The sequence below is a fragment of the Vibrio sp. QJM3NY_21 genome (genome assembly GCF_057785975.1).
Map to the genome: position 1 here is coordinate 63,427 of NZ_CM173514.1, position 25,096 is coordinate 88,522.

Genomic DNA, 25,096 nt, shown 5'->3' on the forward strand with positions numbered 1-25,096 from the left:
AGATGAACTTTTTAGCATACTTCGCGAATCGTCAGTTTTTGGCTCGTATCATCACCGTTATGGTGTTGTTGACGGGTGCTATGTCGTTAATGCAGCTCAATTTACAAGAGTATCCAGATGTTGCGATGGACACGGCAGAAATTGAAACCAGCTATCCGGGCGCGACAGCTCAAGACATTGAACTGAACATCACTAACCCGATAGAGAAAGAACTTCGTTCTGTGGATGGCATTGCCTACTTTTCATCAGAATCCTCAGAAGGACGTTCTTTTATCGAGGTCGAATATTTGCCTGGTGAAGATGCGGCTGTGATCTTGAGAGATATCCAGCAAGCCGTGGACCGAGTCGGTAACCCGCCGAAAGATATAGATTCGCCCCCGGTTGTGACTCAGCAGAAAACCTCTTCTTTTGATGTTTATCACTTTGGCGTTAGCCTAACTGAGAGCAATACAGATTCATCGTCGTTACAGCATTATGCGTATCAATTAGAAAAGAAAATTAACAGTCTTGGTGGCGTGGGTTCTATCAAGCTTTCTGGTTTTAATGAGCGAGAGTTTTGGGTTGAAGTTGACCCTGAAAAAGCACGCCGCTATCAAGTTGCTTTCGATGATGTGAGCACCGCGATAGAGCAACACAACCTGTCTCAATCGGGTGGTTTTGTCGAGTCATGGAGCCAAGAGCAAAAGATTGTCACCATGACGAAAGTAGAGTCGACGGGTGATGTGTCTAACATCGTGATTAAGGCGCTAGATTCTGGTCAAGTTGTCCGTGTGTCGGATGTGGCGACCGTTATTGATACCTTCGCGCGAGCAACCGAAGATCCGGTGATGAGCGGAAAACCTGCGGTCATTTTCTCTATCACAAATAGCGGCAGTGCAGATGTCATTACAACTATCGACAGCATTAAGGCTCTGTTGGACAAAGAAAGCGAACGCATTGGCGACCAATTTATTTTCCAGAACAGCCTCGATCTTGGTCAGGATATGGATGAGAAGTTCTCTATCGTGGCAACCAATGGTGCGATAGGTTTGGTGTTGGTTCTGTTGATCTTGAGCATGATCCTGCAACGACGCGTCGCTTTCTGGGTCTCGGTCTCTATCCCATTCTGCGTCTTCGGTGTGATGATCGTTTTGCCAATCATGGGGTTGAACTTAGACAGCATCACACTCGCAGCACTGTTGTTGGTGATCGGCATTATCGTTGATGACTCGGTGATCATCGCCGAGAGCATCTTCCAAGAAAAAGAAGCGGGCAAAAAAGGTGTCGATGCTGCGGTGTCGGGTACTTTAAAAGTGATCAAACCATTGATGGCAAGCCTTGTTACAACGGCCTTGGTGTTTATCCCGATGATGTTCATTCCGGGTACCATGGGTAAAGCGGTTGCTGTGATCCCGATTACCGTTATCGCAGCGCTCGTCTTCTCATTCATTGAATGTACCTTAACGTTGCCAGCGCATTTATCGTTGGCTAAAGAGAGCAACTCAAAGACACAAGAGAAAGATCGATTTGAATGGATTTCAAACCGTTATCGCTCTCTGCTGAATATGGCTCTGAACTACAAGAAGTCAGTGATTGCATTGGCGTTGGTTGGCTTCGCAGCTTCTGGCTTTTTGGTATCTTCGTTGAAAGTGGACATCTTCCCAACAGAAGCAGGTAAATACCTTGAGGTTTACACCGAAGTGAAGGCGGGTACTCCGCTCACTAAAGTGCGCGATGCTCATCAATTGATAGAGCAAGCGATAGAATCTTTGCCAGAAAATGAATTGGTTAGCTATGAGTTGATTTACTCGTCACCAGTATCTCAAGGGGTTATCAACTTAACTAACTTTGACCAGCGCACCCGCTCTGCGGAACAGATTATTACGGCGCTCAATGAAGAGTTGGCAGCGCTGTCTGGTGACATGTTCATCAAGTTCTCGATTGATGCTGGTGGTCCTCCTCCCGGCGACCCAGTTGAGGTACGTGTACTTGGCGGGACTGAGAGTGAACGTAATCAAACTGTGGATTTGGTGATGGCTTGGCTAGAAGACTACCAAGGCGTGACCAGCATCAATCACAGTGAGGCATTGAAAGATCCTCAATTGAATATTGTTCCTCAGTATCATTGGTTGGCGAAGTACAACTTAACGGTGAGTGATTTATCGAATGCGTTGCGTGTTGGTTTTGATGGCAACAGCGTGACATCCACTTGGCTTGGCGATCAAGAAGTCGATATCCGTGTGGTCTTGGACGAGCAATTTCGCGATATCGAGAAACTGAAAACCACCAAAATTTACACAGCAGATGGGCAGCAAGTACCACTCAGTCGATTAGCTATGGTTGAACAGATAGAAATCCCTCGCCTTATTAAGCATTACAACGGTGAGCGAGAAGTAACGGTATCGGCGGCTTTGTCTGATGAGAGTATTAGTCCGGTTGCGTTATCCGATGAACTACTGACAGAGCTCACGGGTCAATATCCACCGAGCGTGACCATTAACGTAGGCGGCGAGGCTGAAAGTACCAACGAAACCATGAGTGGCTTTATGGTGGTGTTCCCTGCGGCGATGGTTGCTATCTACTTCGTATTGGCGGTGATGTTCAATTCATTGTTGCAACCACTGCTCATTATGGCGGTCATCCCGTTCGCGATTATGACTTCATTGATGGCACTCGTGGTTCACATGCAGCCGATGTCTTTGTTTGGATTGATTGGTGTACTTGGGATGACGGGTGTTGTGGTCAACAACTCACTAGTGCTGATAAACCGAATCAATGAGCTAAGAATCGAAGGTTTAGATGTGATAACGGCGGTGACTCAAGCGGCGGTCAGTCGTCTGCGTCCGATTGTAATGACGTCACTGACCACAGTTGCAGGCCTGCTACCTCTAGCTTACGGGTTAGGTGGAACGGATGTGTTTATGGGCCCGATGTCGCTCACACTGGGCTATGGTTTGTTGTTCTCATTACCCGTTGTACTCTTGGTGATTCCAGCCATGTATGCGTTGTTCTTTTCTCGATCTAACAACAGTGAGTCATGATGCGCGGTTTTGTGACCCGTTGTGCAATAACTCATTTAACTTGAAATTGGTTCGATTAGGTATGCCATTTCATTTAAATAACAGGTTATAGTGTCGCAAAATTAGCGGCACTTACTGTTCTTAGAAGTGAATAGCTCAGAACACCAAAGTGAAGCTATTAACAAAATTACACGCACAACATTAAGGTTTAGCAATGACGCTCAAAAGCTTGGTATGCACCATCAGCGCAGTTCTACTGGCAGGTTGCGGTTCGACGGTCGCGACTCAAACATACAACGCCGATCTGATCATCACCAACGGACAGGTTCTAACAATCAACTCTGAAATGGATGTGATTGAAGATGGCGTTGTAGTGGTGAAAGACGACCAGATCATCGCAGTCGGTAACGAGGATTTAATGACTCAATATCGCGCAGAAAAAGTGATTGATGCTCAAGATGGAATCGTCATGCCGGGCATGGTCAATGCTCACAACCATTTACCGATGATAGCGTTCCGTGGTTTGGGTGAAGAGGGTATTTCGAACCGCTTGTTCGCATACTTCTTCCCACTTGAAGCCGAAAAGTTAAGCCGTGAACTGATTTACAACGCAACTAAGCTAGGCAGCATAGAACTGGCACAAAGCGGCGTGACCACTTATGCCGATATGTATTACCACATGGATGAGATGGCGAAGGCGACCAAAGAAGTTGGCTTGCGCGCCGTGTTGGGCGAAACCGTGATTAAGTTCCCGGTGGTTGATGCCAAAGAACCTTACGGTGGGATTGAGTATGCTAAAGGCTTTATCGAGCAGTACAAAAACGACGAGCTAATCACGCCTGCTTATGCACCACACGCGGTGTACACCGTGAGCAAAGATAAGCTACAAGAAATCAATAAGCTATCGGCTCAATACGATGTGCCAGTGCTGATTCACGTTGCTGAATTTCCGAATGAAGAAAAGCGTATCAAAGATGAAACCAACGCCACGTCACCGGTCGAATACATGGATGAAATCGGTGTGCTCGATGAGCGTGTAGTGATTGCTCACGGTATCCACCTTTCAGAGAACGACCAAAAACTATTGAAGCAGGCCGATGCGGGTATCTCATACAATCCAATGGCGAATGCCAAAGGTGCGACAGGAATAGCTCCTGCGTGGGAAATGTACCGAGCTGATATGCGTATTGGTTTGGGAACCGATGGCCCAATGAGCTCGAACCAAGTCGATATCATGCGTACCCTAAGTTACGCAGCGAACATGCAACGCTTAAAGCATTCAGACCGCACCATCATGATTCCTGAGCAAGTGGTTGAAATGGCGACATTAGGCGGTGCGAAAGCTTTGCACATGGAAGATCAAATCGGTTCTCTTGAAGTTGGAAAGAAAGCAGATATCGTGATTGTAGAGACACAATCAGCGAACATGATGCCAAATTACGACCCATACGCGACTTTGGTTTACCAAGCGAACCCAAGCAACATCGACACCACTATCGTTAACGGCCAAATCGTAATGGAAAACCGTGTGATGCAGACGGTTCAACTGGATGAAATCCGCCAAAGCGTCGATGAGTTTGAAACTGATATCAAAGCGTTTGCCAAAGAGCTTTCTAAGAAGGCGATTAAGTCTAAGAGTTTGATGGATTAGGCCGTGAATCGGATTCTAAAATCGAATAGAGTGAATGAATAAGTAAGGCCGACATCATGTCGGCCTTTTTGTTACGAACTCTCTCCAGAACCTTACTCCTTGAACCTCGGTTCTTTGGATGAAATCAACGCTTGGTTAGTTAGAGAAGCATTTGGTTAATTAGAGCAACTATTGCCATTCGGGATACCGCTACCTAAGAACTCGACGCGAATTTGTTCGACATCTTTTAGGTACTGGTTGTTCGTTTGCTCGGTTTTATCAAAGTTGTTGAGCGTGACATTCCATGATGAAAACGGAGTGGGTTGGAAGTAGGCGTATTCGAATTTATTCGCCACGGCACCATCGGTGATGATGCTAACATCGTTGGTTGTTGGATCATCTAGGCGGTAATAGAACGCGCGTGAAACAGGGTTAGAACTGAACTGATAGTCCTTGTTCTCATATCGGTCTAAATAGTTACCCGAACTTGAAACTCGCAGGTTGAGTTGCTTGCCATAAGGTAAGTTTTCACCCTCTAAGAACACTCGTACTGTGGAAAGCCTAACGCGGTCAAACGAACACAATTGGACTTGTTCTAGTGGAATGGTGAAGTTTAGTTGTCCGGTTGTTGCAAAGCTCTCTAGTTGCTCGGGGCTAGAAATGGTGTAGTTGTCGATGGTGAAATCTTGTGGTGCGGGTTGGAAAGAAGACAGAGCATTTACATACTCACTTTCGACAGTAGCCAAATCAAACTGGTAGTCCAAGTAGCTTTTATTCAGAGAAGGTGTAACTTCGCTTGGCTTCAATGCCCAATATTCGTATGCCTGAACATAGTTAGACAAAGCAACGAACATCGGACGTTTGAAGTGCATCAATACTCGTGATAGCTCACGTTCAATCGAATCGAAGCTGTCGGTGTCTACTTGATAACCCTCGATCGCATCGTTCAATCTTTGTTGTTGATTGATAGTCACATTATTGGTGAGTAAGAGGTCTACCAACTTCGCTTGCTCGTGAGCAAAGTTAAGCTGCGTGATGTTAATTGCCTTACCGAGCAGAACCTGCTTTTCGAGTTCGAGTAGGTATTGTCTTGATCCTTTGATACCTAAGCTATCGGCATATCTTAAGTTGCTGCGGATCTCGGTGATCATCAGATCCCACGCCAGATTGCTTTCATTGATGGTTGGGATGTTGAAGTTAAAGCCATCCATCGCTTCAGATACCTTCTGGAGCTTGATGGTTGATTTAATATCCGCGGTTAACTGAGAAATGCCAGAAATCGTTTTGGTCACGCTATCAATAATGCCTGTGACGGACTTGATATTGGTGACGAGGTTTTTCGCTTTTTCTAATGCTTCAGGTGTTTTAGCCAATTGCTCGGTTAGGTCATTCACACCAGAAAGGTTGCCTGTGAATACCCCACTCACGGCGCTTCCAATTTCGGCTATTGCTTTGAATATTGCGAGAGCCGCATTGAGTTGTTGTTGGGTTTTCCAATTCTCGACACCAACTAAATAAGTGGTTCTTGAACTGAGAGTGACCAGTTCTTGTGCTTTATATTGGCTATCGACCTCGGTCAGGCTATCGCCTATCTTGTCTATGTTGGATTGGGTTTGTGTGATGATCGAACTCTGAGCGCGTAGAATGTCTTCGATGTTAGCGAGTGCTAACTTGGCGGCTTCAATTTTGTCTTCAATGACCGTGTTTCTATCTTGAATAATGTCCCATTGAGTTTGATACGCGATCATAGCGTTCAAATAGGCTTCGTATTTATCTTGATATAACACCTTGTCGAGATAAGGGACGTAATTGCTCTCTTTGGTGCTGAAGCTAATGAATTGCTTGAACGCGACCGTTTGTAGGTAAAGGTCGGAAAGAATCGGGTCGTCTTCAACCACTGAGCCTGAATAACGCAAGCTCTGTTCAACCCAATTGATGAGGTCGAGGCTAAGCTCTGGGTTGGTGTCATATAAGCTGGCCGCCATATCAAAAGAGCGATTAACAATGTCTGTAAAAGGTTCAGTAGCCAGTTTCATTTGCCCAGTAATGTTCGAGTCAATGGTCGTTCTTCGGTAGTGTTCTCCTGCCAATACCACGGATTCGCCATCACCAGTTTTTCCTGTTAAGGCGTCTCGTGTAATGCTGCCATCGCTTTGGAAAGCGAGTACATTAATCGGTGTTTCTATTTCGCCGGCAATCACAGAAATTGAGGCTGCAGAGCCTTGCTGTCCGAGCACAAATGTCGGCGTGCCTTGACCAACGATTTTTCGCGCAAAAATAAGGATGTTTTGGTTGTTTACAAGCAAGTTGAAATTCTCTGGAATTTCAATGGTATCTGCAAAAACGACGATTTTTGAGGGTTGAGTGACGTAAAGGTTTTGTTCTGCTATCCAATCACTTAGGTTGATGTGTAAATCGGATGTGGAACGAGATAGAACGCCAACATCGGAATAGGCCGATTGAACCCAAGTTGGGTATTCGGTTGAATTGGGTAAATTGTTCAGTTCAAGCCAATCGCTAGAAAAAGCCTGTGGAGAGAATGAAAGAGAAATAATAATAGGTAGAAGTCTCATATTTATGTCCTGTCGAAATTAGTATTTGCCAAATTTTGGGTAGCAGAAGCCAGCACCTTAATTTTGATAAGGTGTGGCTTTCTGTTAGGGATATATTTTTGGCTATTGCGTTATATTTTTTGTGTTTTTATATGATCGAGAGGTCTATGGACTATTCCATTTCTTGGATATATGCATTGTTTGCGAACGCTTTTGCTTTCTCACTAATATTACTCCAGTTACTTTCTGCAACCGTTGTATTGGCAAGAGCGCCTATTGCGCCTAGCATTGCGTCGTCTTTCATGATGTCGGCATTATTCTGGGCTTGTTCTAAGGCAACGAGCAGTGAAGTAAAGTCGGCATTCATTTTCTGCCAATTTAGTTTCAGCTTATTAATATGTGGAATCGCATTTTCTATTTGTTGAGAAATCATATCGATACTCTCTGAAGAGCGATGATAAGAGTTATATATTTTCTGCGTAGAAGTTAATTGGTCTTGAAGCTCTTTTACTTCACTTTGTAATTCGTTACGAAGCTTACGCGCTTTTTCTGCTTTATCGCCGTATACGCCCATGATTGGTCCTGCAACCAGAGGGAACCATGCATAAGTTACTGCGGTAGAGGCGACCGTAACATAGTGAGTGTAGTCTTTGTTGAGTTGAGTGATACGTGCATTGATGTCATTCACTCGTTGTTGAAGCGCGCTGCCATCATCGCTTAGGTAACCGTTGTGAGTGCCTTCTAATACATCTAACTGCAATTTTTGTGTATCTAATGTAGCTGAAAATTCCAATAGGTTACCGCCAACGTCAGACACTTCTTGTTGGTATCTCATGGAAAAACTCTGCAGGCTTTTCAGGTAAGCGATCGCCACCTTTCTATTGCGTTCTACCGCTTCGATATCTTCCGGGAGCGGCGAGAATGCTTTGGCCAGCATTTCATTCAAAGCATCGCTAAGTGGGTTAAGCATGTAGTCTTTAATTTGGACGTAATTGGCCAAGCTTAATGAAAGACCAACGATGCTTGGATAAAGATCTTTTTTCCAATAAAAGGCGGTATCGTGAATATTTGAGTATTGCTGAACCAGTGCTTGGAAATTAGAGAAAGGAATGTCGTTAGGAATACTTAAAGTAGATTTCATACTGGCTTCTGTCACCGGCAGCGCTAAAGCGCCTTCGACATACGCTTGGATTTGATACCACTCTTGTTGCTTAAGAATAAAATTGTCGGTCTCTAGATCGATAAAGACCCCATTTTCACCGATGATCGTGTCGTAGGTGACTTGAGGTATGTTTTGTTCAGCTGACGCTTGGTTGATTTGAACTGGAGCTGCTTGAGAAGTGAGTGCAAAAGAGGAAAGTAGCCCAATCGAAATCGAAGATAATACGAGTGTTCTTGTGATTTTTTTCATTATTTAGCCCTGTTAGATTTGTTATTAGCTTTTTGCAAAGTCAATAATCCCCCTACCATTTAGATGGTATTTTTAAATATTTATGAAGGGTTATTGAATATTTTAATATTGTTATTTTTGTGATTATTTTTTGTTCTTTAAAACTAACCTCTTTAATGTGTTTTTTGTTTTTATAAGATTTGGCCAATCTATAGCAGATTTATAATGAAAAGTTCTATTTAGGTCACACATTTGGATTCATATTGATCGTTTGTTGATCTATTGAATTTAATGATATTTGAATCATTAGTTTTGGTTCTTTTGTCAGGCTAGGTATGGAAAGGTCTCGAGAGGTTTTCATTCTATTCATAAAGGTGGTAAATGATAAAAATATAATTATCGCCATTATTCGTATTGTTACTAAATCTGTTGATTAATTTGATGAATATATAAATAGAACGAACGTTTTAAATTTGATCTGTGCCAAATAATGTACGGGTGATTTGATATTTACCGAAGGGGTTATGAGTGATTTTTTATTAGTGAATGTTTTATTAGTCAATCTTATATTAGATAGAGTTAAATTAGGTTTTCTTTAATTATTAGCGGTTAATGTTTTTGGTATATTGAGTCGAAATTAATTAGGAAATAGACTGAGAGGCACCAGGTTTACATTTTTTTGGGATGATTTGGGATGTTTTCGAATCATTGTGGACGTTTATGGAGGTTTGCCCATCAAAGCCACTCGCTTTGGCTTGCAGTGTTTGATGGGCAAGTGTTTCAACTAATGGTTATTCATCGCTAACTTACCAAGCTTCATCGCAGCAGCATGGTGGCGGTGCATCAGTTGCTCCATGTCTACGCCAATCACGGCGCCATCGTTAACTCGCCATTTTCCTGCCACCATCACTTTATCCGCTTGTTGAGCACCACAAAGTAGTAATGCAGCGAGTGGATCGTGGCTGCCAGAGAAACGAATATCATCGAGTTTGAACATTGCGATGTCGGCTTGTTTGCCAACCTCTAGCGTACCAATGTCGGTTCTGCCCATTGCGCGAGCCGAGCCCGATGTGGCCCAACGCAGTGCGTCGAAGTGTGAAACATTGGCAGAGCCATATTGCAGACGTTGTAAGTACATCGCCATACGTACTTCGGCAATCATATTGGAGCCGTCGTTGGAAGCTGAACCATCAACACCCACCCCGACTTTTACGCCAGCGGCTTCAAGATCGTTGTTCTTACAAATACCGGAAGCCAGCATCATGTTGGACGTCGGGCAGTGGCTGATACCAATTCCCGCTTTACCCAAACGTTTGATCTCTTCTGGGTTGAAGTGAATACCATGAGCAAGCCAAGTGCGTTCGTTCAGCCAACCCACATCTTCGAGATAATCGACAGGGCGCAAGCCAAACTTCTCAATACAGAAGTCTTCTTCATCCAAGGTTTCGCATAGGTGAGTGTGCATCATTACGTTTTCACGCTCACTGATCTTGGCGGTTTCTTTCATTAGATCCGTGGTGACCGAGAACGGCGAACAAGGCGCGAGCGCGATTTGAATCATCGCCCCTTCATCACGCTGGTGGTAATCACGAATCAAGCGTTGGCTGTCGTCTATGATGGTTTGTTCGGTTTGAATGGTGTGTCGTGGAGGTAGCCCACCTTCATCTTCCCCGAGGCTCATGGAGCCACGCGTAAAGATTGCCCTTACACCCAGCTTCTCTGCCGCCTCGACTTGTAAATCGATGGCGTGCTCAAGCCCGTTTGGTAGCAAGTAATGATGGTCTGACGCTGTCGTACAACCCGACATCATCAGCTCAACCAGCGCCAACTCTGTAGCTAGGCTCATCATCTCAGAATCGAGGTTAGCCCAAACTGGGTAGAGGCTCTGTAACCAATGGAAGAGTTCTTTATTCAGTGCGCCGGGGTAGGCACGCGTTAGGGTTTGATAGAAGTGGTGGTGCGCATTGATAAGCCCAGGAGTCACAACATGACGAGAGGCGTCGACGCTGTAATCTACGGGTAAGGTTGGTTCTTTGTGTTTGCCAACCAGCTCAATGATTGTATTACCTTTAATGACAATACCGCCTTCTGCATCAGCCAGTGAGCCAGTGTAGATTGCGAGAGGATTCTTAATCCAGATTGTTTCCATTCATAGTAGTCCTTAGCCATCTCAGCCTTTTCAGGGAAGAGGGTCTTTATTGGTATTTGCTGTTGATAGATAAATTCGAATCAGGGGCGTTAAAACGTTCAACGCTCTAATCATTCCCTGATTCTGTGAAAATCGGTTTTACGTTAGTTCGAGAATCAGTTAATTCGCTTTGGGCTCAGGGTTTTCTGATGCCGCTTGAACATCTGTTTCTGTACTTGCTTGTTGAATCTCTAATTGCTCGTCTGAGTGTCGTTCTTCTTCAGCCTGTTCTTTCATTTCTAGCTCAACTTGCGCTTGGCTCTCGGCCAACGCTTCTTGCTCTTCTGCTCGTGAAGACTTCGGCAACACAAGGTTTAGCAGAACCGTCATGATAGTGCCTGTTGTAATGCCAGAATGAAGAAAGTTCGCTAGATCATGCGGCAAGTGTTGCAGCAATCTTGGTTCGAAAGTTACGGCCAAGCCAGACGCCAAACCGACACAGATTACCAAGGCATTTCGCTTGGTGTCTGCGGCCTTGATCAACATGCGGATACCCGCGTAGGCAATCATACCGAACATCACAAAACCCACACCACCTAGAACAGGTTTCGGAATCGTGACGGCAATAGCGGCTAATTTCGGGAATAAGCCACCTAAAATTAGCAAACCACCGGTTGCAGCCACTACATAACGACTTGCTACCCCTGTGATACCCACAATGCCGACGTTTTGACTGAATGACGCCAATGGCATTGCCGTTAAAATCGAAGATAAGGTACTACCAAGGCCATCGCCTAGCAGTCCACGTTTTAGATCTTTACCACTGACTTGGGTTTGGCAGTTATTACCCAACGCCATGAAGTCCCCCGTTGCTTCGGCGATAACCACGATGTACACCAAACTCATACTGATGATGGCACTCGCAGAAAAGGTAAAGCCGTACTTGAAAGGTTCAGGACCACCGACCCAAGCCGCAGAGCTGATTTGCTCAAGGTCGACCATGCCGAGCGATAGCGCCACAATATAGCCGCCCGCTAAACCAATCACGATGGCCGAAGCGGCAACCGCGCCTTTACAGTAAACAGATACGCCAACCACAATCCCCAAAGAGACCAGTGCTAGAAACAGCTTTGGTAGTGTAGCGAATTGTTCCGTATTGGCAGGGGAGTCTCCGACCCAATTCATGGCAACCGGTAAAATGGTTAAGCCGATTAGGGTAACCACAACACCACTTACCACGGTTGGGAACAGTTTCCGAACCTTGTCCATATAGAAGCTGGCACCAATCACGACAAACGAGCCGATCAACGCCGAGCCCATAATCGCGGCGACACCGCCTTCGTTACCGATCGAAATCGCCACACCCAAAAAGGCAAAGCTTGAACCCATCACAACAGGCAGTCGAATGCCTACAGGGCCGAAACCAAGGCATTGAGCGACGGTCACAATACCTGACGCCAATAGCGCCGCATTGATCAGCGAGACGATCTCTGTGTTAGGTAGGCCGATAGAAGCGCCAACAATAAGGGGAACAGCCACAATGCCACCAATCGAGGCGAGCATGTGCTGTAATGCGAGTAGGAAGGTTAAGCCGTGAGGCGGTCTTTCATTTAGGGTGTACAGAAGTTTCATTTGATATTCCTCTGCCTGCGTTTCCGTTTACAGGCGATTGGCGGTCAAATAATGACTTCTACAAACTGCGTAGGGTCATAAAAAAGGTGCACTAACCGAGCGGAATGCGTCTGCACTCCGCTGATTAGCACTATTAGCTTTTTCTTAAAAATGTTGTTCTAGCATGTGTATTAATAGCTTGGCTTGTGAACAAACCAAGCACTCATTCTTGAGCCATCTCTAAATGACCGAATGTCTAAGCGACGGCTCAAGAACGATTTGATTAACCGATGAACACGAGCTTCGCGACAAAAATCGCGGCTAGGAAGTACATCGAAATTGATACGTCTTTTGTTTTGCCTGTCGCCAATTTCAATACCGTGTAGGTAATGAAACCCAGTGCGATACCATTTGCGATAGAGAAGGTCAGAGGCATCATCAGGGCAGTAATAGCTGCAGGTGCACCGTTGGTGAAGTCTTTCCAATCAACGTGTTGCATGCTGCTCATCATTACGAACGCTACGTAAATCAGCGCGCCAGAGGTTGCGTAAGCGGGGATCATGCCAGCAAGTGGAGATAGGAAAATCGCCGCTAAGAACAACACGCCAACCACAATCGCTGATAAGCCAGTTCGCGCACCTGCTGCAACGCCTGCGGCACTTTCTACGTAACTGGTGACTGGTGGACAACCCACACACGCACCTGCCACACTTGAAATACTGTCGGCTTTGAGCGCTTTGCTTAGGCCTTCAATTTTGCCTGTCTCAGGGTTCGTCAGATTTGCACGCTCAGCCACGCCCATCAAAGTACCTGCGGTATCGAACATGTTGACGAAAAGGAAAGCCAAGATAACGCTGATCATTGAAACATCAAGCGCGCCCATAATGTCCATTTTTAGGAATGTAGGCGCTAAGCTTGGTGGAGCCGCGAAGAAGCCGTTGTAATGCACTAAGCCAAGCATCATGCCGACCAGAGTCACACTCAAAATTCCGATTAACACGGCACCAAATATTTTACGCTCACTGAGTACCGCGATGATCAAGAAGGCGATAGCGGCCAGTAGAGCTTCAGGTTTAGTAAAATCCCCTAAAGAAACCAAAGTCGCTGGGTTTTCGACGACGATGCCCGCTGTTTTAAGGCCAATTAGACCTAAAAATAGGCCAACGCCCGCTGTCATGGCATAACGCAGACTCACCGGGATACTTTCGATTATCCATTGACGAACCTTGTAGAAACTCATCCCGACGAACAAGATGCCGGAGATAAACACTGCACCCAACGCCACTTCCCAGGTGTAGCCCATTTCGCTTACTACCGTGAATGAGAAGAAGGCATTCAAGCCCATGCCCGGTGCAAGGCCGACAGGCCAGTTCGCAAATAGCCCCATTAACAAACAACCGATCGCAGCACCAATACAAGTCGCGACAAATACCGCTCCTGCATCCATGCCTGACGCAGCCATAATTTGTGGGTTAACGAAGATAATGTAAGCCATAGTGGCGAAGGTAGTCACACCCCCCATTAATTCATCTTTCACGCTGCTTCCGTGGGCCTTAATTTTAAAGAGTTTCTCTAAAATTCCGTTATTCGCGTCTTGGTTGAGTATTTCTGTTTTACTCTCACTCATGTCAGCAAGTCCTTTTATGTTGTGATCCATTTATTGAATACAGCGAGATTTCAATATTAAGTTTTAAGGTTTTTTCCTAGCCGTTATTTCTTTAGTTATCTGTTGTTTAGTCATCAACTCTCTAACTAATAACGTTGTTAGTATTTTTATATGAGCGTGTTTAGTGAGTGCACACCCTTTGGGATGTACACGTGAATCTGTTTATTATTCGATGGTTGAGCCTAGTTCGAAGTTCTAGGTCACGGGACTAACTGCCCCGATAGGTGGAGAAACTGTACGGCGAAACGAGAAGAGGAACGTGATAATGCGCTTCTGGATCATCTAAGCCGAAACGAATAACCACATCGTCTAGGAAAGGCACGCCATCCAATTCCACACCCTTGCTTTTGTAGTAATCGGCTACGTAGAACACCAATTGATACTTCCCCGGTCGGAAATCATTCCCTGCCAGAATTGGCGCATCGGTTCGGCCATCGGAGTTGGTGATCACCGTCGCCAGCTTTTCTGTTGAGTCTTCATTGACCTTATAAAGCTCTACTTTGATCTCTGTGCCCGGTAAGCCGTGCGTGGTGTCTAATACGTGTGTTGTTAATCTTCCCATAGTCCTTTAATAGCGCTTTTGGCGCTCCTCTGTTCCGTGGTTTATCTGTCTGTTTCGACCTTGCAAAGAATGCAACTGGTCACTTTGTTATCACTAACTATGTACGAACTGTACACAATTAGTAAAGCTAATTGTTGGAAAAATGTTAACCATTGTATCGTTTTTTCTGAATTTATAGATCTTGATTATCGTTTTTTTACGAGTATTGTTTTTTCTAAGTTGTTGTTTTTAATTGGTAATGGTACGCAAATTTAACTTGAATAACAAAATCTTTACATTGAGATAAATAATTGTATACAATAAATGTACAGGGGTAAGGTTGCTCTGTTTATCGATAATCCATTTGGTTGAATCATTTGGTGACTCACTTGAAGAGCGGCTAAGCCAACCACTTATGTTAGGAGTACTTGGATGAATAAGGATTATTCAAGAAATTTGATCGGTTACGGAGCTAACCCTCCAAACCCTCAATGGCCAGGTAATGCGCGCGTCGCGGTTTCTTTTGTATTGAACTATGAAGAGGGCGGTGAGCGTTGTTTGTTACATGGAGACGACGAGTCTGAAGCTTTTCTTTCAGAGATCCCGTCAGCACAGCCGATCAAAGGCGAACGTCACATCAGCATGGAATCCATCTATGAATATGGTAGTCGTGTAGGTGTGTGGCGTGTTCTTCGCTTGTTCGATGAATATGAAATCCCACTGACTGTATTTGCGGTTGCTATGGCGATTGAGCGTCACCCAGATGTTGCCAAAGCTATGGTCGAAGCGGGCCACGAAATTTGTAGCCACGGTTATCGCTGGATCGACTATCAATACATTGATGAGTCAGAAGAGCGCGACCACATGACCAAAGCGATTGAAATCATCCAACAAGTGACGGGTCAACGCCCGCAAGGTTGGTACACAGGTCGAACGGGTCCAAATACGCGTCGTTTGGTTGCAGAAGAGGGCGGTTTTCTTTACGACTCGGATGCCTATGATGATGACCTGCCTTATTGGCACACCGAGACCGGTCATCCGCAACTGGTGATCCCTTACACACTCGATGTGAACGACATGCGTTTTTCAACCGCGCAAGGCTTCAACTCGGGTGAGCAGTTCTTCCAGTATCTGAAAGACACGTTTGACACCCTTTATATGGAAGGTGAAACCGCACCGAAAATGATGTCGGTTGGGCTTCACTGTCGTTTGATTGGTCGCCCCGGTCGTATTGCTGCATTAAGACGTTTCTTAGATTACGTCAAAGAGCACGACAGTGTGTGGTTGTGTCGTCGAATCGATATTGCTAACCATTGGCACCAACATCATCCATATCAACCAAATAACGCTAATCATCAACCGCAAAAGTAGCAGTGAAGCAAGGAGGCTTAACGTGACTGAATTTCGATCATGCCAACCAACAACCATGGACCGCGATACCTTTGTCGCTCATTTTGCTGATGTCTACGAACACAGCCCGTGGGTTGCAGAACTGGTGTATGACCAAGGTTTGAATGCCGAAGACGACCATATCGAGAATCTTCATCTGAAAATGGCATCGACCTTGTTAAGTGCAGACCAAGGCAAACAGTTGGCTTTGATCAACGCTCACCCTGATTTAGCCGGTCGAGCAGCCGTAAACGGCGAGCTCACCGAGTCGTCGACCAAGGAACAAGCGGGGGCGGGCATCGACCAGTGCAACGCCGAAGAATTTGAAAAATTCACTTCTTACAACAACAGCTACAAAAGTCGCTTCAATTTCCCTTTTATCATGGCGGTGAAGGGAGCCAATCGTTACCAAATTCTTGAGTCGTTCGAGATGCGATTAGGAAATGATAGTGAAACTGAGTTTGCTACGGCGATTCAAGAGATCAACAAGATCGCGATGTTTCGTCTCTGGGATATGTAAGTTAACGGAGTTAACAGCTATCTCAGCCCAGTCTTAGTGCGCTAAGAGCACGCTTTATAAGCGAATAAGCCACTGAGTTCTCATTTTATTATTACTTGATTAATTGGATAGGATTACACGGACATGACCCAAACATTTGAACAATACATAAACCTTGCAGACGAAAAACTAGGTGCAGAAGCTACCTTCGCAACAGACGATTTTTTCGCCGATAAAAGCCGTCTTCTCAGCCACGCAGCGCCAGAGTGGAAAGACGACTTATACGACGATAACGGCAAGTGGATGGACGGTTGGGAAAGCAGACGCAAACGCGGTGAAGGTTACGACTACTGTGTCGTTCGCCTTGGCCTAGCTGGCACCATTGCTGGCGTTGATATTGATACCTCATTCTTCACAGGTAACTTCCCACCTTCGGCATCAATTGACGCGTGTTATTCACCACAAGGTGAGCCAACTGATTCAACACAGTGGCAAGAAATTCTGCCTTCAATGGCACTACAAGGTGATCATCATCATCTTGAAGCGATTGAAAGCGACCAAGTATTTACGCACCTACGTTTGAACATCTATCCAGATGGTGGTGTTGCACGCCTACGTGTTTACGGCCGACCAAGCGTGGATTGGGACGCAATAGATTCTCAACAACAAGTCGACCTAGCAGCCGTTGAACACGGTGGTCGAGCACTGGCATGTAGCGATGAGCACTACGGCAACAAAGCCAATATTTTAGGCCCTGGCCGCGGTGAAAACATGGGTGATGGCTGGGAAACAGCTCGTCGTCGTACACCGGGTAACGACTGGGTTATCGTGGCACTAGGCCACCCAGGCAACATCGAACGTATCGTAGTGGATACTGCTCATTTCAAAGGTAACTACCCAGACAGCTGCTCAATTCAAGCCGCTTACGTGAAAGGCGGTACCGACGACCAAGTCGAAACACAAAGCCTATTCTGGCGTGAACTGTTGCCTGCACAAAAGCTGCAAGCGCACGAGATTCACGAATTCATTTCTGAGGTTAACGACCTTGGTGCGATTACCCACGTACGTGCAAATATATTCCCAGATGGTGGTATCAGCCGTTTGCGTCTATTTGGTACGAAAGCGAAATAGGTAAGGAAATCAGATATGAGTAATGGAATACGTCGTTTATCCATCGAACCGTTAACCAAGCAGGCTTTTGCAGAGTTTGGCGATGTTATCGAGTCCGATAATAGTGATTTCTTCATGATCAACAGTGGATCAACACGTCGCTACCACAAGCTAGCGACAACGGATGTGCAAGACCAAGACGGAGAAGCGATCATCAGCATCTTCCAAGCCACACCGTTGAGCTACCCACTGACCATCAAAATGTTAGAGCGTCATCCACTTGGCTCTCAGGCATTCATTCCATTACTTGGTCAACCCTATTTAATTGTTGTCGCGCCAAAAGGCGACGATCCAACATTAGCCAATAGCCGAGCTTTCTTGAGCAACGGCCGTCAAGGAGTGAACTATCACAAAGGGGTGTGGCATCACCCAGTTCTTGCGCTTACCGATCAAGACCAGTTCTTGATCGTCGATAGAGGTGGCGAAGGGCACAATTGTGATGAAGTTTATTTCGACAGCGATCGAGTGGCATTGCATTTGGACGATCTGCCAACGGACGACAATAAGGAAGAGCAACGCTTAGCTAAAGCGTTGTGATACAGGAGTTTATTATGGATCCGCATATTACAGAATGGTTGAACTTAGCAATACGCTGGGCTCACATGATTGTTGGTGTTGCGTGGATAGGCGCATCATTTTACTTTGTTTGGTTAGAGAATAACCTTAACCGAGTAAACCCAAAAACGGGCCTTTCGGGCGACTTATGGGCGATTCACGGTGGTGGTATTTATCACCTAGAGAAGTACAAACTTGCGCCACCAGAGATGCCAGAGCACCTGCACTGGTTCAAATGGGAAGCCTACTTCACGTGGATCACCGGTGTGTGTCTACTGGGTGTGGTTTACTATCTCAACGCTGAAATCTACCTGATTGCACCGGGCTCTGGCCTTGATTCAACAACGGCAATCGCGATTGGTATTGGTTCATTCGTTGCCGGTTGGTTTATTTACGACTTACTGTGTGACTCACCATTAGGTAAAACACCCGTGTTGCTTGGCGTTGTGCTGTTTGTACTGCTCGTCGCTGCAACATATGGCCTAACTCAAGTGTTCAGTGGTCGTGGTGCTTACATCCACGTGGGTGCGATCATTGGTACCATCATGGTGGGTAACGTATTCCGCGTTATCATGCCTGCACAGCGTAACTTGGTGAAAGCGATTGAAGAGAAGCGCGAACCGGATCCGGCACTGCCAGCGAAAGGTTTACTGCGTTCTCGTCACAACAACTACATGACACTGCCAGTGCTGTTCATCATGATCAGTAATCACTTCCCAAGCACTTATGGCTCGGAATACAACTGGTTGATCCTTGCTGGCCTAGCGATCTTCAGTATCTTGGTGCGTCACTACTTCAACACGCGTCATGGTAGCCAGAAGTTTGCATGGACAATACCAGTAGCAGCATTGGGTATGATCACGCTTGCGTTTGTGACCTCGCCTTACGCCAAAAAGCAGATGACTCCGGTTGTACAAGCGCCAGTGGTTCAAGAAGTGCAAGTAAGCACTACAGAATTGGCGACAGAAGAGGCTGTTTCGAAAGGCGCAGCTTCAACTACGGCTAGTTCTCAAGCTGTACCAGCAGACCACGCAATGCAAACGGCTAGCGCAGGCGTAAGCTTTGAAACCATCAACAAAGTCATTCAAGAGCGCTGTTCTGTGTGTCACTCATCAACCCCAAGCCACGCCGCTTTTGCTGCTGCGCCAGCCGGTGTGATGTTTGATACCCCAGAAGAGATTAAAGCCAACGTACCAAGGATTGTTGCTCAAACGGTAACAACCAAGGTGATGCCGCTCGGCAACATGACTCAAATGACCGATGCAGAGCGCGCACTCATCGGCACATGGGTAGAGCAAGGCGCTACGCTGCAATAATGATGTGAATCCTTTACCTAAGAGCATGAGTCTTAGGTGAGGCTTGGGGAGAGTTTGGTTTCGGGCACGCACCAAACTCATCCCACCCTGTTTCCCCGGTTCCTATAACCGGGGCTTTTTGTTTTTGGACAATCGGAAATAGGAAAGAGAAAACAGGAAATGTGGAGCTGAATATGAATATGGGTCGCTTTATTCGTTAAATCTGCGGAATGAAGATAGGCGAATTAAGCGGATTGGCGAGATTGAATATTACAAACCGCATAGCCGATACAGTGATAGATACAGTCGAGCACTTCTTGCTCTTCGCCTTGGATCTTGGATTGCAGCCCTTTGATGCCTTTCTCAGTTGGCATAATAGGACCAAATGCAATAATAGCTGCCACAAAATTTGGTTCGCTATCAATGGCTTTCTGCCAAGTCTTCGAAAACGCCGCGGTCGACTCGTAATTTAAGTGCTCATTGATGATCTTTGCAAACAGAGGCTCAAGCTCTTTGGCAATATCGGCTTTTCTGTCGAAGTGAGCATTAATCCCTGATTTAGACACACCGGCTTTTTTAGCAATATAAGCAAAGGTTGCCTTATCGAAGCCTTCATTTAATGCGATATCAAATGCAGCATCGATGATCTTTTGTCGTGTAATAATCGCTTGTGCAGCGCTTGCTCTTCCCACTCTTGCCTCCGAATGTTGGATGATGGCTGTATTTTATGTGCCATCGATAATCAGCAGTAACAGGCCGTAGAATAAAGGCACAAAGCTTGCGATACAATCAATCGTTGAGTAACTGAACATTAATGGGCTTAAACAGGCCTCATCGAGTTCATGCTATTGAAATTATACATTTAGCATATAGAATAGAGGTTGTTAACCTTTATTTTTAAAAGGCTCGAAATGATGACCAACCTGATACATTCCCCATTGAGCAGTCACAAACTGAATAGTGCCACTGATTACATCAACATGACGTTTTCAGCGAACAAGGCCGACCTGTCAGCCAAGCTAGATAGCCATAAGCAAATTGTTATCTCATCGTCGAATGGAACGGTATTAAAAAGGATTCAAGGGGAAGATGTGGTTAAGAAAATGAACAAAATAGATCTGTACGTATAGCGGTTTCAACTTACGTTTAAGGTTGTAGAAAGTCCTTTTTCTAAACCAGCTTCGCTTATATTCAGTCTCGTTAAACCCGCTCAAACACATTAGAAAGTGTAACTTATTCCAGCATTTCCAATAACCGATGTTGTACTTTCAAGTATCGGACTTTTCTCGATTTCAGAGTCGAGGTTTTCATATCTAACCCCACCCGTTAAACGTAATTGTTTTGATAAGTGCATGTACCCGGTTAAACCGACAAAGTAACGTCCACTCCAGTTTGGGTTAAATTCTTCAAAGCGAGTATTGGCTGCTTCAGACGCCGAAACACCGTACAAATGCTCATTCAATTTATCGCTATTGAGTGAATATCCTATCGCTGGGATCAAACCAAATGGCCCCATATTGATGTGGTAGCTGTAACGAGTTTCAGCATAAAGGCCATTGTGAACCGAACTAATATCTGTCCCCACACCCGCTCTCAGTTCTCCAACATTCGTCGTCAATACATAAGCGACCCCACCCATGAATGAAGGATCGCGATCATTGAGCTTCTTGATATCGGGATCATCGGATTCCTTCGCGTCTAAGGTGCGAGGATCGTAGGCCGCAAATATAACGAGATTGTTCACGCTGCCTTTTGGAGCCAAGCGATAGCCAGCTTGGACACCTTCAATGAAAAAATGGCCATTATCGTAACTAATGAGAGGGAATGGCGTAACTTCGGTATCGCCTCCTTTGTAAACATTTGGCGAGTAACTGGCGGTAAGTCCCACGCCAATTTCAGCGTTAATTGGTGCCGATAAAGACATGGCTAAAATGAGGGTAGTGAGTGCTAATTTTTTCATGTTTTGCTCTTGTAAGGAGTGACTCTATGTTCAAATTTAGGAACCCAACTTCAATAGAGTTGAGCGGTTATGCTGACTTTTGGCCACGAAGTAGCTTGACGATAAGTCTGACTAAACGTAAACTTCAAAAATAAAGGGTGTCGCCCCTTATTTTTGGCGAGTATAACAACAGTTCGTTGGCTTTGGCTAATTAATAATTAGCGATAAAACAAAAATTACGACAAAATAAAGGGTGTTAACCTTTAATTTATCATTAAATATTAGTGTGTTACTGATGTGTCTGAGTCATCGAGGCTTATTTCTGGAGAGAGTGATGGGAGACGAAGTGGAACCAATTTATGTTTTTCTTGGTATTAGCAGCATCGTGATGGCTGTTCTATGCATTGTCGCTGCATTTCTGGTCTATCGCATGATCAAAGGAGATATTGAGGATAGATGGTGATTCTCTCGGACTAATTCTTTAGCAGCGCTAGGCACTACGTTTCAACGACACATTGCCAGCCCTCAACTAGGACATCAATTTTAGATGAGGTTTAGGGGGAGTTTAGGAGCAGGCATACTTCAGACTCATTTTTCCCCATCTTCCCCCGGCTCCTATCGCCGGGGATTTTTTGTTTTTGGACAAAGGAAATGCAGAAATATAATTCAGTTAGTGACTCTATATGCATATGTGAATTAAAGTGAGCCGAATCAACTTCTGTTCGCGATCTGGAGAAGATATGAAATATCTCGTTGTTGTTTGGGCTCTATTGTCATTTACAACACAAGCTAGTTGCTTTGTTGTAGGTGATCTCAAAGGTTTTTCTACTCGTCAATTAGAAAACTTTGAAATTGATAAAGATGGTATTTCATCTCAAAAATTCATCGTTGATTTTAAAGGTGAAGAAAGTAGCGTATCTCCAAATAACATGAATTGCTTTCAGGTTGGTTCATCTACTCTAATTTGCGCTAATGTTGGTAGTGACGGCAAATCAACTGTTGAGACTTGGGCTGTTTATCCAGAGAAAGAAAAAGCGGTTTACACTAAATCGATAAATGGTTTTGGCAACTTTAACGGCGCAAACATGTTTGTTGGTAATATCAAAGGGCGTTGCGACTGACTGTTTGAAAATTAATTGTAAAGTTTAGTGATGTACAAAAAGGATTTTGCATTGTGAGCATATTGATAGGTTGTTGTAAGGTAAAGATAGAGTATGAAGAATTCATTAATACTTGTAGCTTTGAATAATGAGCAAATAGAGCAAGCCAAAGCAGCTAATGGACACCGTAAAAAAATTACTCATGCGTTACTTTGTGGTTCGTTTGGGCAAATTTATGGTACTGAAAAACAATGTCTTAAGTATTACAGCGTTTGGAAAGAAATTTTTCAAAACTTATTTGAAGAGTCAAAAATTGTACACGATTGTAAGGTAACCAAGTACGAATCAACTATTGATCTGGTTAACATTCTCATCTCCGCGTCTGACAATAAGAAACAGACTAAAGCCAGTCTACCCGCAGAGAAAGTAAGTATTACAAAGGAAAAAAAGAAAGGTTTTTGGACTAGAATTTTTGGATAAGCATTAACACGAGTGGGGAAAGAACAGATATGGATATTGCAGTATTAACATTTGATGGATTTAACGAGCTAGATTCTTTCATCGCAGCGGGTATTTTGAATCGAATGAAAGAGTTTGGCTGGAATGTGCAGATCACTAGCCCCACTGAATCTGTGACTTCAATGAATGGAGTCACAATTCAATCTCAGCAACCGCTGGAGTTTGCCAATACTGCTGATGCGGTGTTGTTTGGTAGTGGCATGTTGACCCGCGATATCGCCCAAGATTCTAAATTACTCTCAAGGTTAAACCTTAACCCACAAACACAATTGATTGGCGGTCAATGTTCAGGGACTTTGTTAATGTCGGTATTGGGATTGCTGAATCAAGTTCCAGCTTGCACTGATTTAACAACGAAGCCATGGGTAATTGAATCCGGTGTGACTGTGTTGGATCAGCCGTTTTATGCGGAAGGTAACATTGCTACGGCGGGTGGCTGTTTGTCGTCCAAATACATCGCAGCATGGGTTATCAGTAAGCTAGCAGACGAATTACATGCCGAAGCTGCAATTCACTATGTTGCACCTGTCGGCGAGAAAGAAGATTCCGTGAGTCATTGCATGTCGGTAGTGAGTGATTATCTTTAGTCGTGTATTAGTCCTAGTTCACGTGTTAATCATTCATACTGGCGATTTTCCCCTTTGTCCTAATAGTTCATTCGGAGGTTCAGATATTTATCAAACCTCTGACCTGTCAGTAAAGTCTATACATTGTTCATTTTATTGATAATAATTATCACTTAATTTTTATTATTAATTTAAGTGATGATCAATTTGAGATTTACCAACTTTCTTCCTCTTATTCTTTTACTTCTAACCCCTATTACTCTTGCAACGACCTCTGATTTTTTGGATGCCGAAGAATTTAACCATTCCCAAGATACCATTTGTGAAAGCGTGGTCTGTAATAACCCAACTACGCCTTTAATTTTACCAAGGACTGAAGCGGAAAACGAAGTTGAAGAACATGTTTCATCATACGAACCCATCGATGAACTTGAGGAATACCGAGTGCTTTCTCAAAAGCGTATACCCAAATATTGCAGCGATCTAAATGAGATGTACGGTGTTCGTCTGAAAGACTGTATGCATATGTAGTTCTGTATAAGGTTCTTGATCTGAATCTCTACCCGTGGCATTTTCTGTTCCAAATTGACTTTAATTAGGGCAGAGAATGGAAGAGGTGATAGTCGCGTATTTTAGGGCATTAAGCGCATTCTTCAGATATATGTTTCAGTCGCTCGTGATCGAATTTATTGGTTACGGTTCTGGTTGGATAGTCTGCAAGGTATTCACTTTAGGACGTTTCCCTTCATTTACTCCAACTGAAAAAGAGCGAACCAGAATCTCTTATATCGGTGCGATTAGCATCGCACTATTTCTGTTAGCCATCGGTGTGTTCAATAGCTTTTAATGCTTAGAGCCAGTCATAGAAGCGAGTAAGTATGAAATTCTACCCTGCTGAACAATACCAAACTGCTTGTCATGAAATGTTTGCTCGATATGAGCGTGACATCAGAAAGCTGATACCTAATGCGAGAGTCGAGCATGTAGGCGCATCTTCGATTCCATCAGCCGTATCTAAGGGCGATTTAGATATATTCGTTGGAGTTGAGCTTGGCGAACTTGAGGATGCTATAGAGCGACTTACAACACTCGGCTTTACAGAGAAACTCGATACGTTAAGAACACCCGAACTGTGTATGTTGGAATCTACATCCGTTGATGATGTGGCCTTGCAAGTGGTCATTAATGGTTCTGAGTTTGAATGCTTTCTAACGTTTCGTGACAAGCTACGTGTGAATCCGGCATTGGTGGAGCGATACAACACCCTCAAAATGTCTTGTGAAAGTTGGCCACAAGATGAATACCGCGAAAAGAAGTCGACTTTTATCGAGCATGTGCTGGCTCTGAAATAGTCAGCAGTCCTTACCCTTTTTGTCTCCAATCTATATATCCTAGTTAAATCGCTAGGCGTACGTTTTTTATTGCACATTATCTAAAGGCTTTCACCTCGGAACATCTCCTGTTCATTAGAAGTGATTGCATAAAATAGATCCTCTAACCATTTGATTAAAATTGCACGTGAGTGATTAAGCTTATACAGAACAATG

21 protein-coding genes are annotated in these 25,096 nt (G+C 44.6%); 13 read left to right on the top strand and 8 right to left on the bottom strand.

From position 1 onward, the window contains the following. Window positions 1-2: 2 nt before the first annotated feature. Together AC3CID_RS16130 and AC3CID_RS16135 are read left to right on the top strand one after the other, a co-directional pair. Entirely contained in the window at window positions 3-3,020 is a 3,018-nt protein-coding gene (locus AC3CID_RS16130; RefSeq protein WP_488527683.1) for an efflux RND transporter permease subunit, read from the top strand. A 193-nt stretch (window positions 3,021-3,213) separates the two neighbouring features. Continuing rightward, window positions 3,214-4,650: an amidohydrolase gene (locus AC3CID_RS16135; protein WP_488527684.1), complete on the top strand. Its 1,437-nt coding sequence runs from the start codon at window positions 3,214-3,216 to the stop codon at window positions 4,648-4,650. A 155-nt stretch (window positions 4,651-4,805) separates the two neighbouring features. On the opposite strand, the gene AC3CID_RS16140 is transcribed toward AC3CID_RS16135, so the two are convergent. The 6 genes from AC3CID_RS16140 to uraH all read right to left on the bottom strand — a co-directional run bounded on the left by AC3CID_RS16140 (window position 4,806) and on the right by uraH (window position 14,538). Then, window positions 4,806-7,202 carry a hypothetical protein gene (locus AC3CID_RS16140; RefSeq protein WP_488527685.1) on the bottom strand — a complete coding sequence of 799 codons (2,397 nt, stop codon included), beginning with the start codon at window positions 7,200-7,202 and terminating at the stop codon, window positions 4,806-4,808. 151 nt (window positions 7,203-7,353) lie between these two features. After that, complete coding sequence (locus tag AC3CID_RS16145) at window positions 7,354-8,592, bottom strand: alpha-xenorhabdolysin family binary toxin subunit A (protein ID WP_171312232.1); 1,239 nt, start codon at window positions 8,590-8,592, stop codon at window positions 7,354-7,356. Between the two features lie 763 nt (window positions 8,593-9,355). Further along, window positions 9,356-10,720 (bottom strand): 8-oxoguanine deaminase, encoded by a 1,365-nt coding sequence (locus tag AC3CID_RS16150; protein WP_488527686.1) that lies wholly within the window; start codon window positions 10,718-10,720, stop codon window positions 9,356-9,358. A 159-nt stretch (window positions 10,721-10,879) separates the two neighbouring features. Next, window positions 10,880-12,331 carry a nucleobase:cation symporter-2 family protein gene (locus tag AC3CID_RS16155; RefSeq protein ID WP_054546195.1) on the bottom strand — a complete coding sequence of 484 codons (1,452 nt, stop codon included), beginning with the start codon at window positions 12,329-12,331 and terminating at the stop codon, window positions 10,880-10,882. A gap of 262 nt (window positions 12,332-12,593) precedes the next feature. Further along, window positions 12,594-13,937 (bottom strand): NCS2 family permease, encoded by a 1,344-nt coding sequence (locus AC3CID_RS16160; RefSeq protein ID WP_017075241.1) that lies wholly within the window; start codon window positions 13,935-13,937, stop codon window positions 12,594-12,596. A 247-nt stretch (window positions 13,938-14,184) separates the two neighbouring features. After that, entirely contained in the window at window positions 14,185-14,538 is a 354-nt protein-coding gene (gene uraH / locus AC3CID_RS16165) for a hydroxyisourate hydrolase (RefSeq protein ID WP_017075240.1), read from the bottom strand. A gap of 411 nt (window positions 14,539-14,949) precedes the next feature. Between uraH and puuE the strand changes: the two genes are divergently transcribed. The 5 genes from puuE to AC3CID_RS16190 all read left to right on the top strand — a co-directional run bounded on the left by puuE (window position 14,950) and on the right by AC3CID_RS16190 (window position 19,446). Next, on the top strand, window positions 14,950-15,888 hold the full coding sequence (gene puuE / locus AC3CID_RS16170) for an allantoinase PuuE (protein ID WP_488527687.1): 939 nt from the start codon (window positions 14,950-14,952) through the stop codon (window positions 15,886-15,888). A 22-nt stretch (window positions 15,889-15,910) separates the two neighbouring features. Next, window positions 15,911-16,426 carry a 2-oxo-4-hydroxy-4-carboxy-5-ureidoimidazoline decarboxylase gene (gene uraD / locus AC3CID_RS16175; protein WP_102424562.1) on the top strand — a complete coding sequence of 172 codons (516 nt, stop codon included), beginning with the start codon at window positions 15,911-15,913 and terminating at the stop codon, window positions 16,424-16,426. A gap of 123 nt (window positions 16,427-16,549) precedes the next feature. Then, window positions 16,550-17,536: an allantoicase gene (gene alc / locus AC3CID_RS16180; RefSeq protein WP_488527688.1), complete on the top strand. Its 987-nt coding sequence runs from the start codon at window positions 16,550-16,552 to the stop codon at window positions 17,534-17,536. 15 nt (window positions 17,537-17,551) lie between these two features. After that, window positions 17,552-18,112, top strand: a complete 561-nt coding sequence (locus AC3CID_RS16185) for an ureidoglycolate lyase (protein WP_004732859.1) — start codon at window positions 17,552-17,554, stop codon at window positions 18,110-18,112. Between the two features lie 14 nt (window positions 18,113-18,126). Next, a complete protein-coding gene (locus tag AC3CID_RS16190; protein WP_488527689.1) occupies window positions 18,127-19,446 on the top strand; it encodes a urate hydroxylase PuuD in 1,320 nt (439 codons plus the stop codon). Between the two features lie 224 nt (window positions 19,447-19,670). Here the strand turns inward: AC3CID_RS16190 and AC3CID_RS16195 are convergent, their stop codons facing one another. Beyond that, on the bottom strand, window positions 19,671-20,117 hold the full coding sequence (locus tag AC3CID_RS16195; RefSeq protein WP_048658945.1) for a TetR/AcrR family transcriptional regulator: 447 nt from the start codon (window positions 20,115-20,117) through the stop codon (window positions 19,671-19,673). 222 nt (window positions 20,118-20,339) lie between these two features. On the opposite strand from AC3CID_RS16195, the gene AC3CID_RS16200 reads away from it, so the two are divergent. Next, window positions 20,340-20,555, top strand: coding sequence for a hypothetical protein (locus tag AC3CID_RS16200; RefSeq protein ID WP_428785279.1), 216 nt, complete (start codon window positions 20,340-20,342; stop codon window positions 20,553-20,555). Between the two features lie 89 nt (window positions 20,556-20,644). Here AC3CID_RS16200 and AC3CID_RS16205 read toward each other — a convergent pair whose 3' ends face one another. Then, window positions 20,645-21,385: a MipA/OmpV family protein gene (locus AC3CID_RS16205; RefSeq protein ID WP_428785278.1), complete on the bottom strand. Its 741-nt coding sequence runs from the start codon at window positions 21,383-21,385 to the stop codon at window positions 20,645-20,647. Window positions 21,386-22,104: 719 nt separating this feature from the next. On the opposite strand from AC3CID_RS16205, the gene AC3CID_RS16210 reads away from it, so the two are divergent. From AC3CID_RS16210 to AC3CID_RS16230, 5 genes are all read left to right on the top strand, one after another. Beyond that, a complete protein-coding gene (locus tag AC3CID_RS16210; protein ID WP_473578754.1) occupies window positions 22,105-22,485 on the top strand; it encodes a hypothetical protein in 381 nt (126 codons plus the stop codon). A gap of 93 nt (window positions 22,486-22,578) precedes the next feature. After that, on the top strand, window positions 22,579-22,944 hold the full coding sequence (locus AC3CID_RS16215; RefSeq protein ID WP_428784082.1) for a hypothetical protein: 366 nt from the start codon (window positions 22,579-22,581) through the stop codon (window positions 22,942-22,944). 29 nt (window positions 22,945-22,973) lie between these two features. Next, entirely contained in the window at window positions 22,974-23,570 is a 597-nt protein-coding gene (locus AC3CID_RS16220) for a DJ-1/PfpI family protein (RefSeq protein WP_488527690.1), read from the top strand. Window positions 23,571-24,156: 586 nt separating this feature from the next. Then, the gene (locus AC3CID_RS16225) at window positions 24,157-24,396 is read left to right on the top strand and encodes a hypothetical protein (protein ID WP_029225084.1); all 240 of its coding nucleotides are present in this window, start codon (window positions 24,157-24,159) and stop codon (window positions 24,394-24,396) included. A gap of 31 nt (window positions 24,397-24,427) precedes the next feature. Further along, on the top strand, window positions 24,428-24,901 hold the full coding sequence (locus AC3CID_RS16230; protein WP_017075226.1) for a GrpB family protein: 474 nt from the start codon (window positions 24,428-24,430) through the stop codon (window positions 24,899-24,901). Window positions 24,902-25,096 lie beyond the last annotated feature (195 nt).

What these genes read in the sequence shown, in the direction of transcription:
- AC3CID_RS16140 (WP_488527685.1), bottom strand. Translation starts at nt 7,202, where the DNA reads ATGAGACTTCTACCTATTATTATTTCTCTTTCATTCTCTCCACAGGCT.
- AC3CID_RS16150 (WP_488527686.1), bottom strand. Translation starts at nt 10,720, where the DNA reads ATGGAAACAATCTGGATTAAGAATCCTCTCGCAATCTACACTGGCTCA.
- AC3CID_RS16145 (WP_171312232.1), bottom strand. Translation starts at nt 8,592, where the DNA reads ATGAAAAAAATCACAAGAACACTCGTATTATCTTCGATTTCGATTGGG.
- puuE (WP_488527687.1), top strand. Translation starts at nt 14,950, where the DNA reads ATGAATAAGGATTATTCAAGAAATTTGATCGGTTACGGAGCTAACCCT.
- AC3CID_RS16230 (WP_017075226.1), top strand. Translation starts at nt 24,428, where the DNA reads ATGAAATTCTACCCTGCTGAACAATACCAAACTGCTTGTCATGAAATG.
- uraH (WP_017075240.1), bottom strand. Translation starts at nt 14,538, where the DNA reads ATGGGAAGATTAACAACACACGTATTAGACACCACGCACGGCTTACCG.
- AC3CID_RS16190 (WP_488527689.1), top strand. Translation starts at nt 18,127, where the DNA reads ATGGATCCGCATATTACAGAATGGTTGAACTTAGCAATACGCTGGGCT.
- AC3CID_RS16160 (WP_017075241.1), bottom strand. Translation starts at nt 13,937, where the DNA reads ATGAGTGAGAGTAAAACAGAAATACTCAACCAAGACGCGAATAACGGA.
- alc (WP_488527688.1), top strand. Translation starts at nt 16,550, where the DNA reads ATGACCCAAACATTTGAACAATACATAAACCTTGCAGACGAAAAACTA.
- AC3CID_RS16135 (WP_488527684.1), top strand. Translation starts at nt 3,214, where the DNA reads ATGACGCTCAAAAGCTTGGTATGCACCATCAGCGCAGTTCTACTGGCA.
- AC3CID_RS16200 (WP_428785279.1), top strand. Translation starts at nt 20,340, where the DNA reads ATGACCAACCTGATACATTCCCCATTGAGCAGTCACAAACTGAATAGT.
- AC3CID_RS16225 (WP_029225084.1), top strand. Translation starts at nt 24,157, where the DNA reads ATGGAAGAGGTGATAGTCGCGTATTTTAGGGCATTAAGCGCATTCTTC.
- AC3CID_RS16185 (WP_004732859.1), top strand. Translation starts at nt 17,552, where the DNA reads ATGAGTAATGGAATACGTCGTTTATCCATCGAACCGTTAACCAAGCAG.
- AC3CID_RS16155 (WP_054546195.1), bottom strand. Translation starts at nt 12,331, where the DNA reads ATGAAACTTCTGTACACCCTAAATGAAAGACCGCCTCACGGCTTAACC.
- AC3CID_RS16130 (WP_488527683.1), top strand. Translation starts at nt 3, where the DNA reads ATGAACTTTTTAGCATACTTCGCGAATCGTCAGTTTTTGGCTCGTATC.
- AC3CID_RS16210 (WP_473578754.1), top strand. Translation starts at nt 22,105, where the DNA reads ATGAAATATCTCGTTGTTGTTTGGGCTCTATTGTCATTTACAACACAA.
- AC3CID_RS16220 (WP_488527690.1), top strand. Translation starts at nt 22,974, where the DNA reads ATGGATATTGCAGTATTAACATTTGATGGATTTAACGAGCTAGATTCT.
- AC3CID_RS16205 (WP_428785278.1), bottom strand. Translation starts at nt 21,385, where the DNA reads ATGAAAAAATTAGCACTCACTACCCTCATTTTAGCCATGTCTTTATCG.
- AC3CID_RS16215 (WP_428784082.1), top strand. Translation starts at nt 22,579, where the DNA reads ATGAAGAATTCATTAATACTTGTAGCTTTGAATAATGAGCAAATAGAG.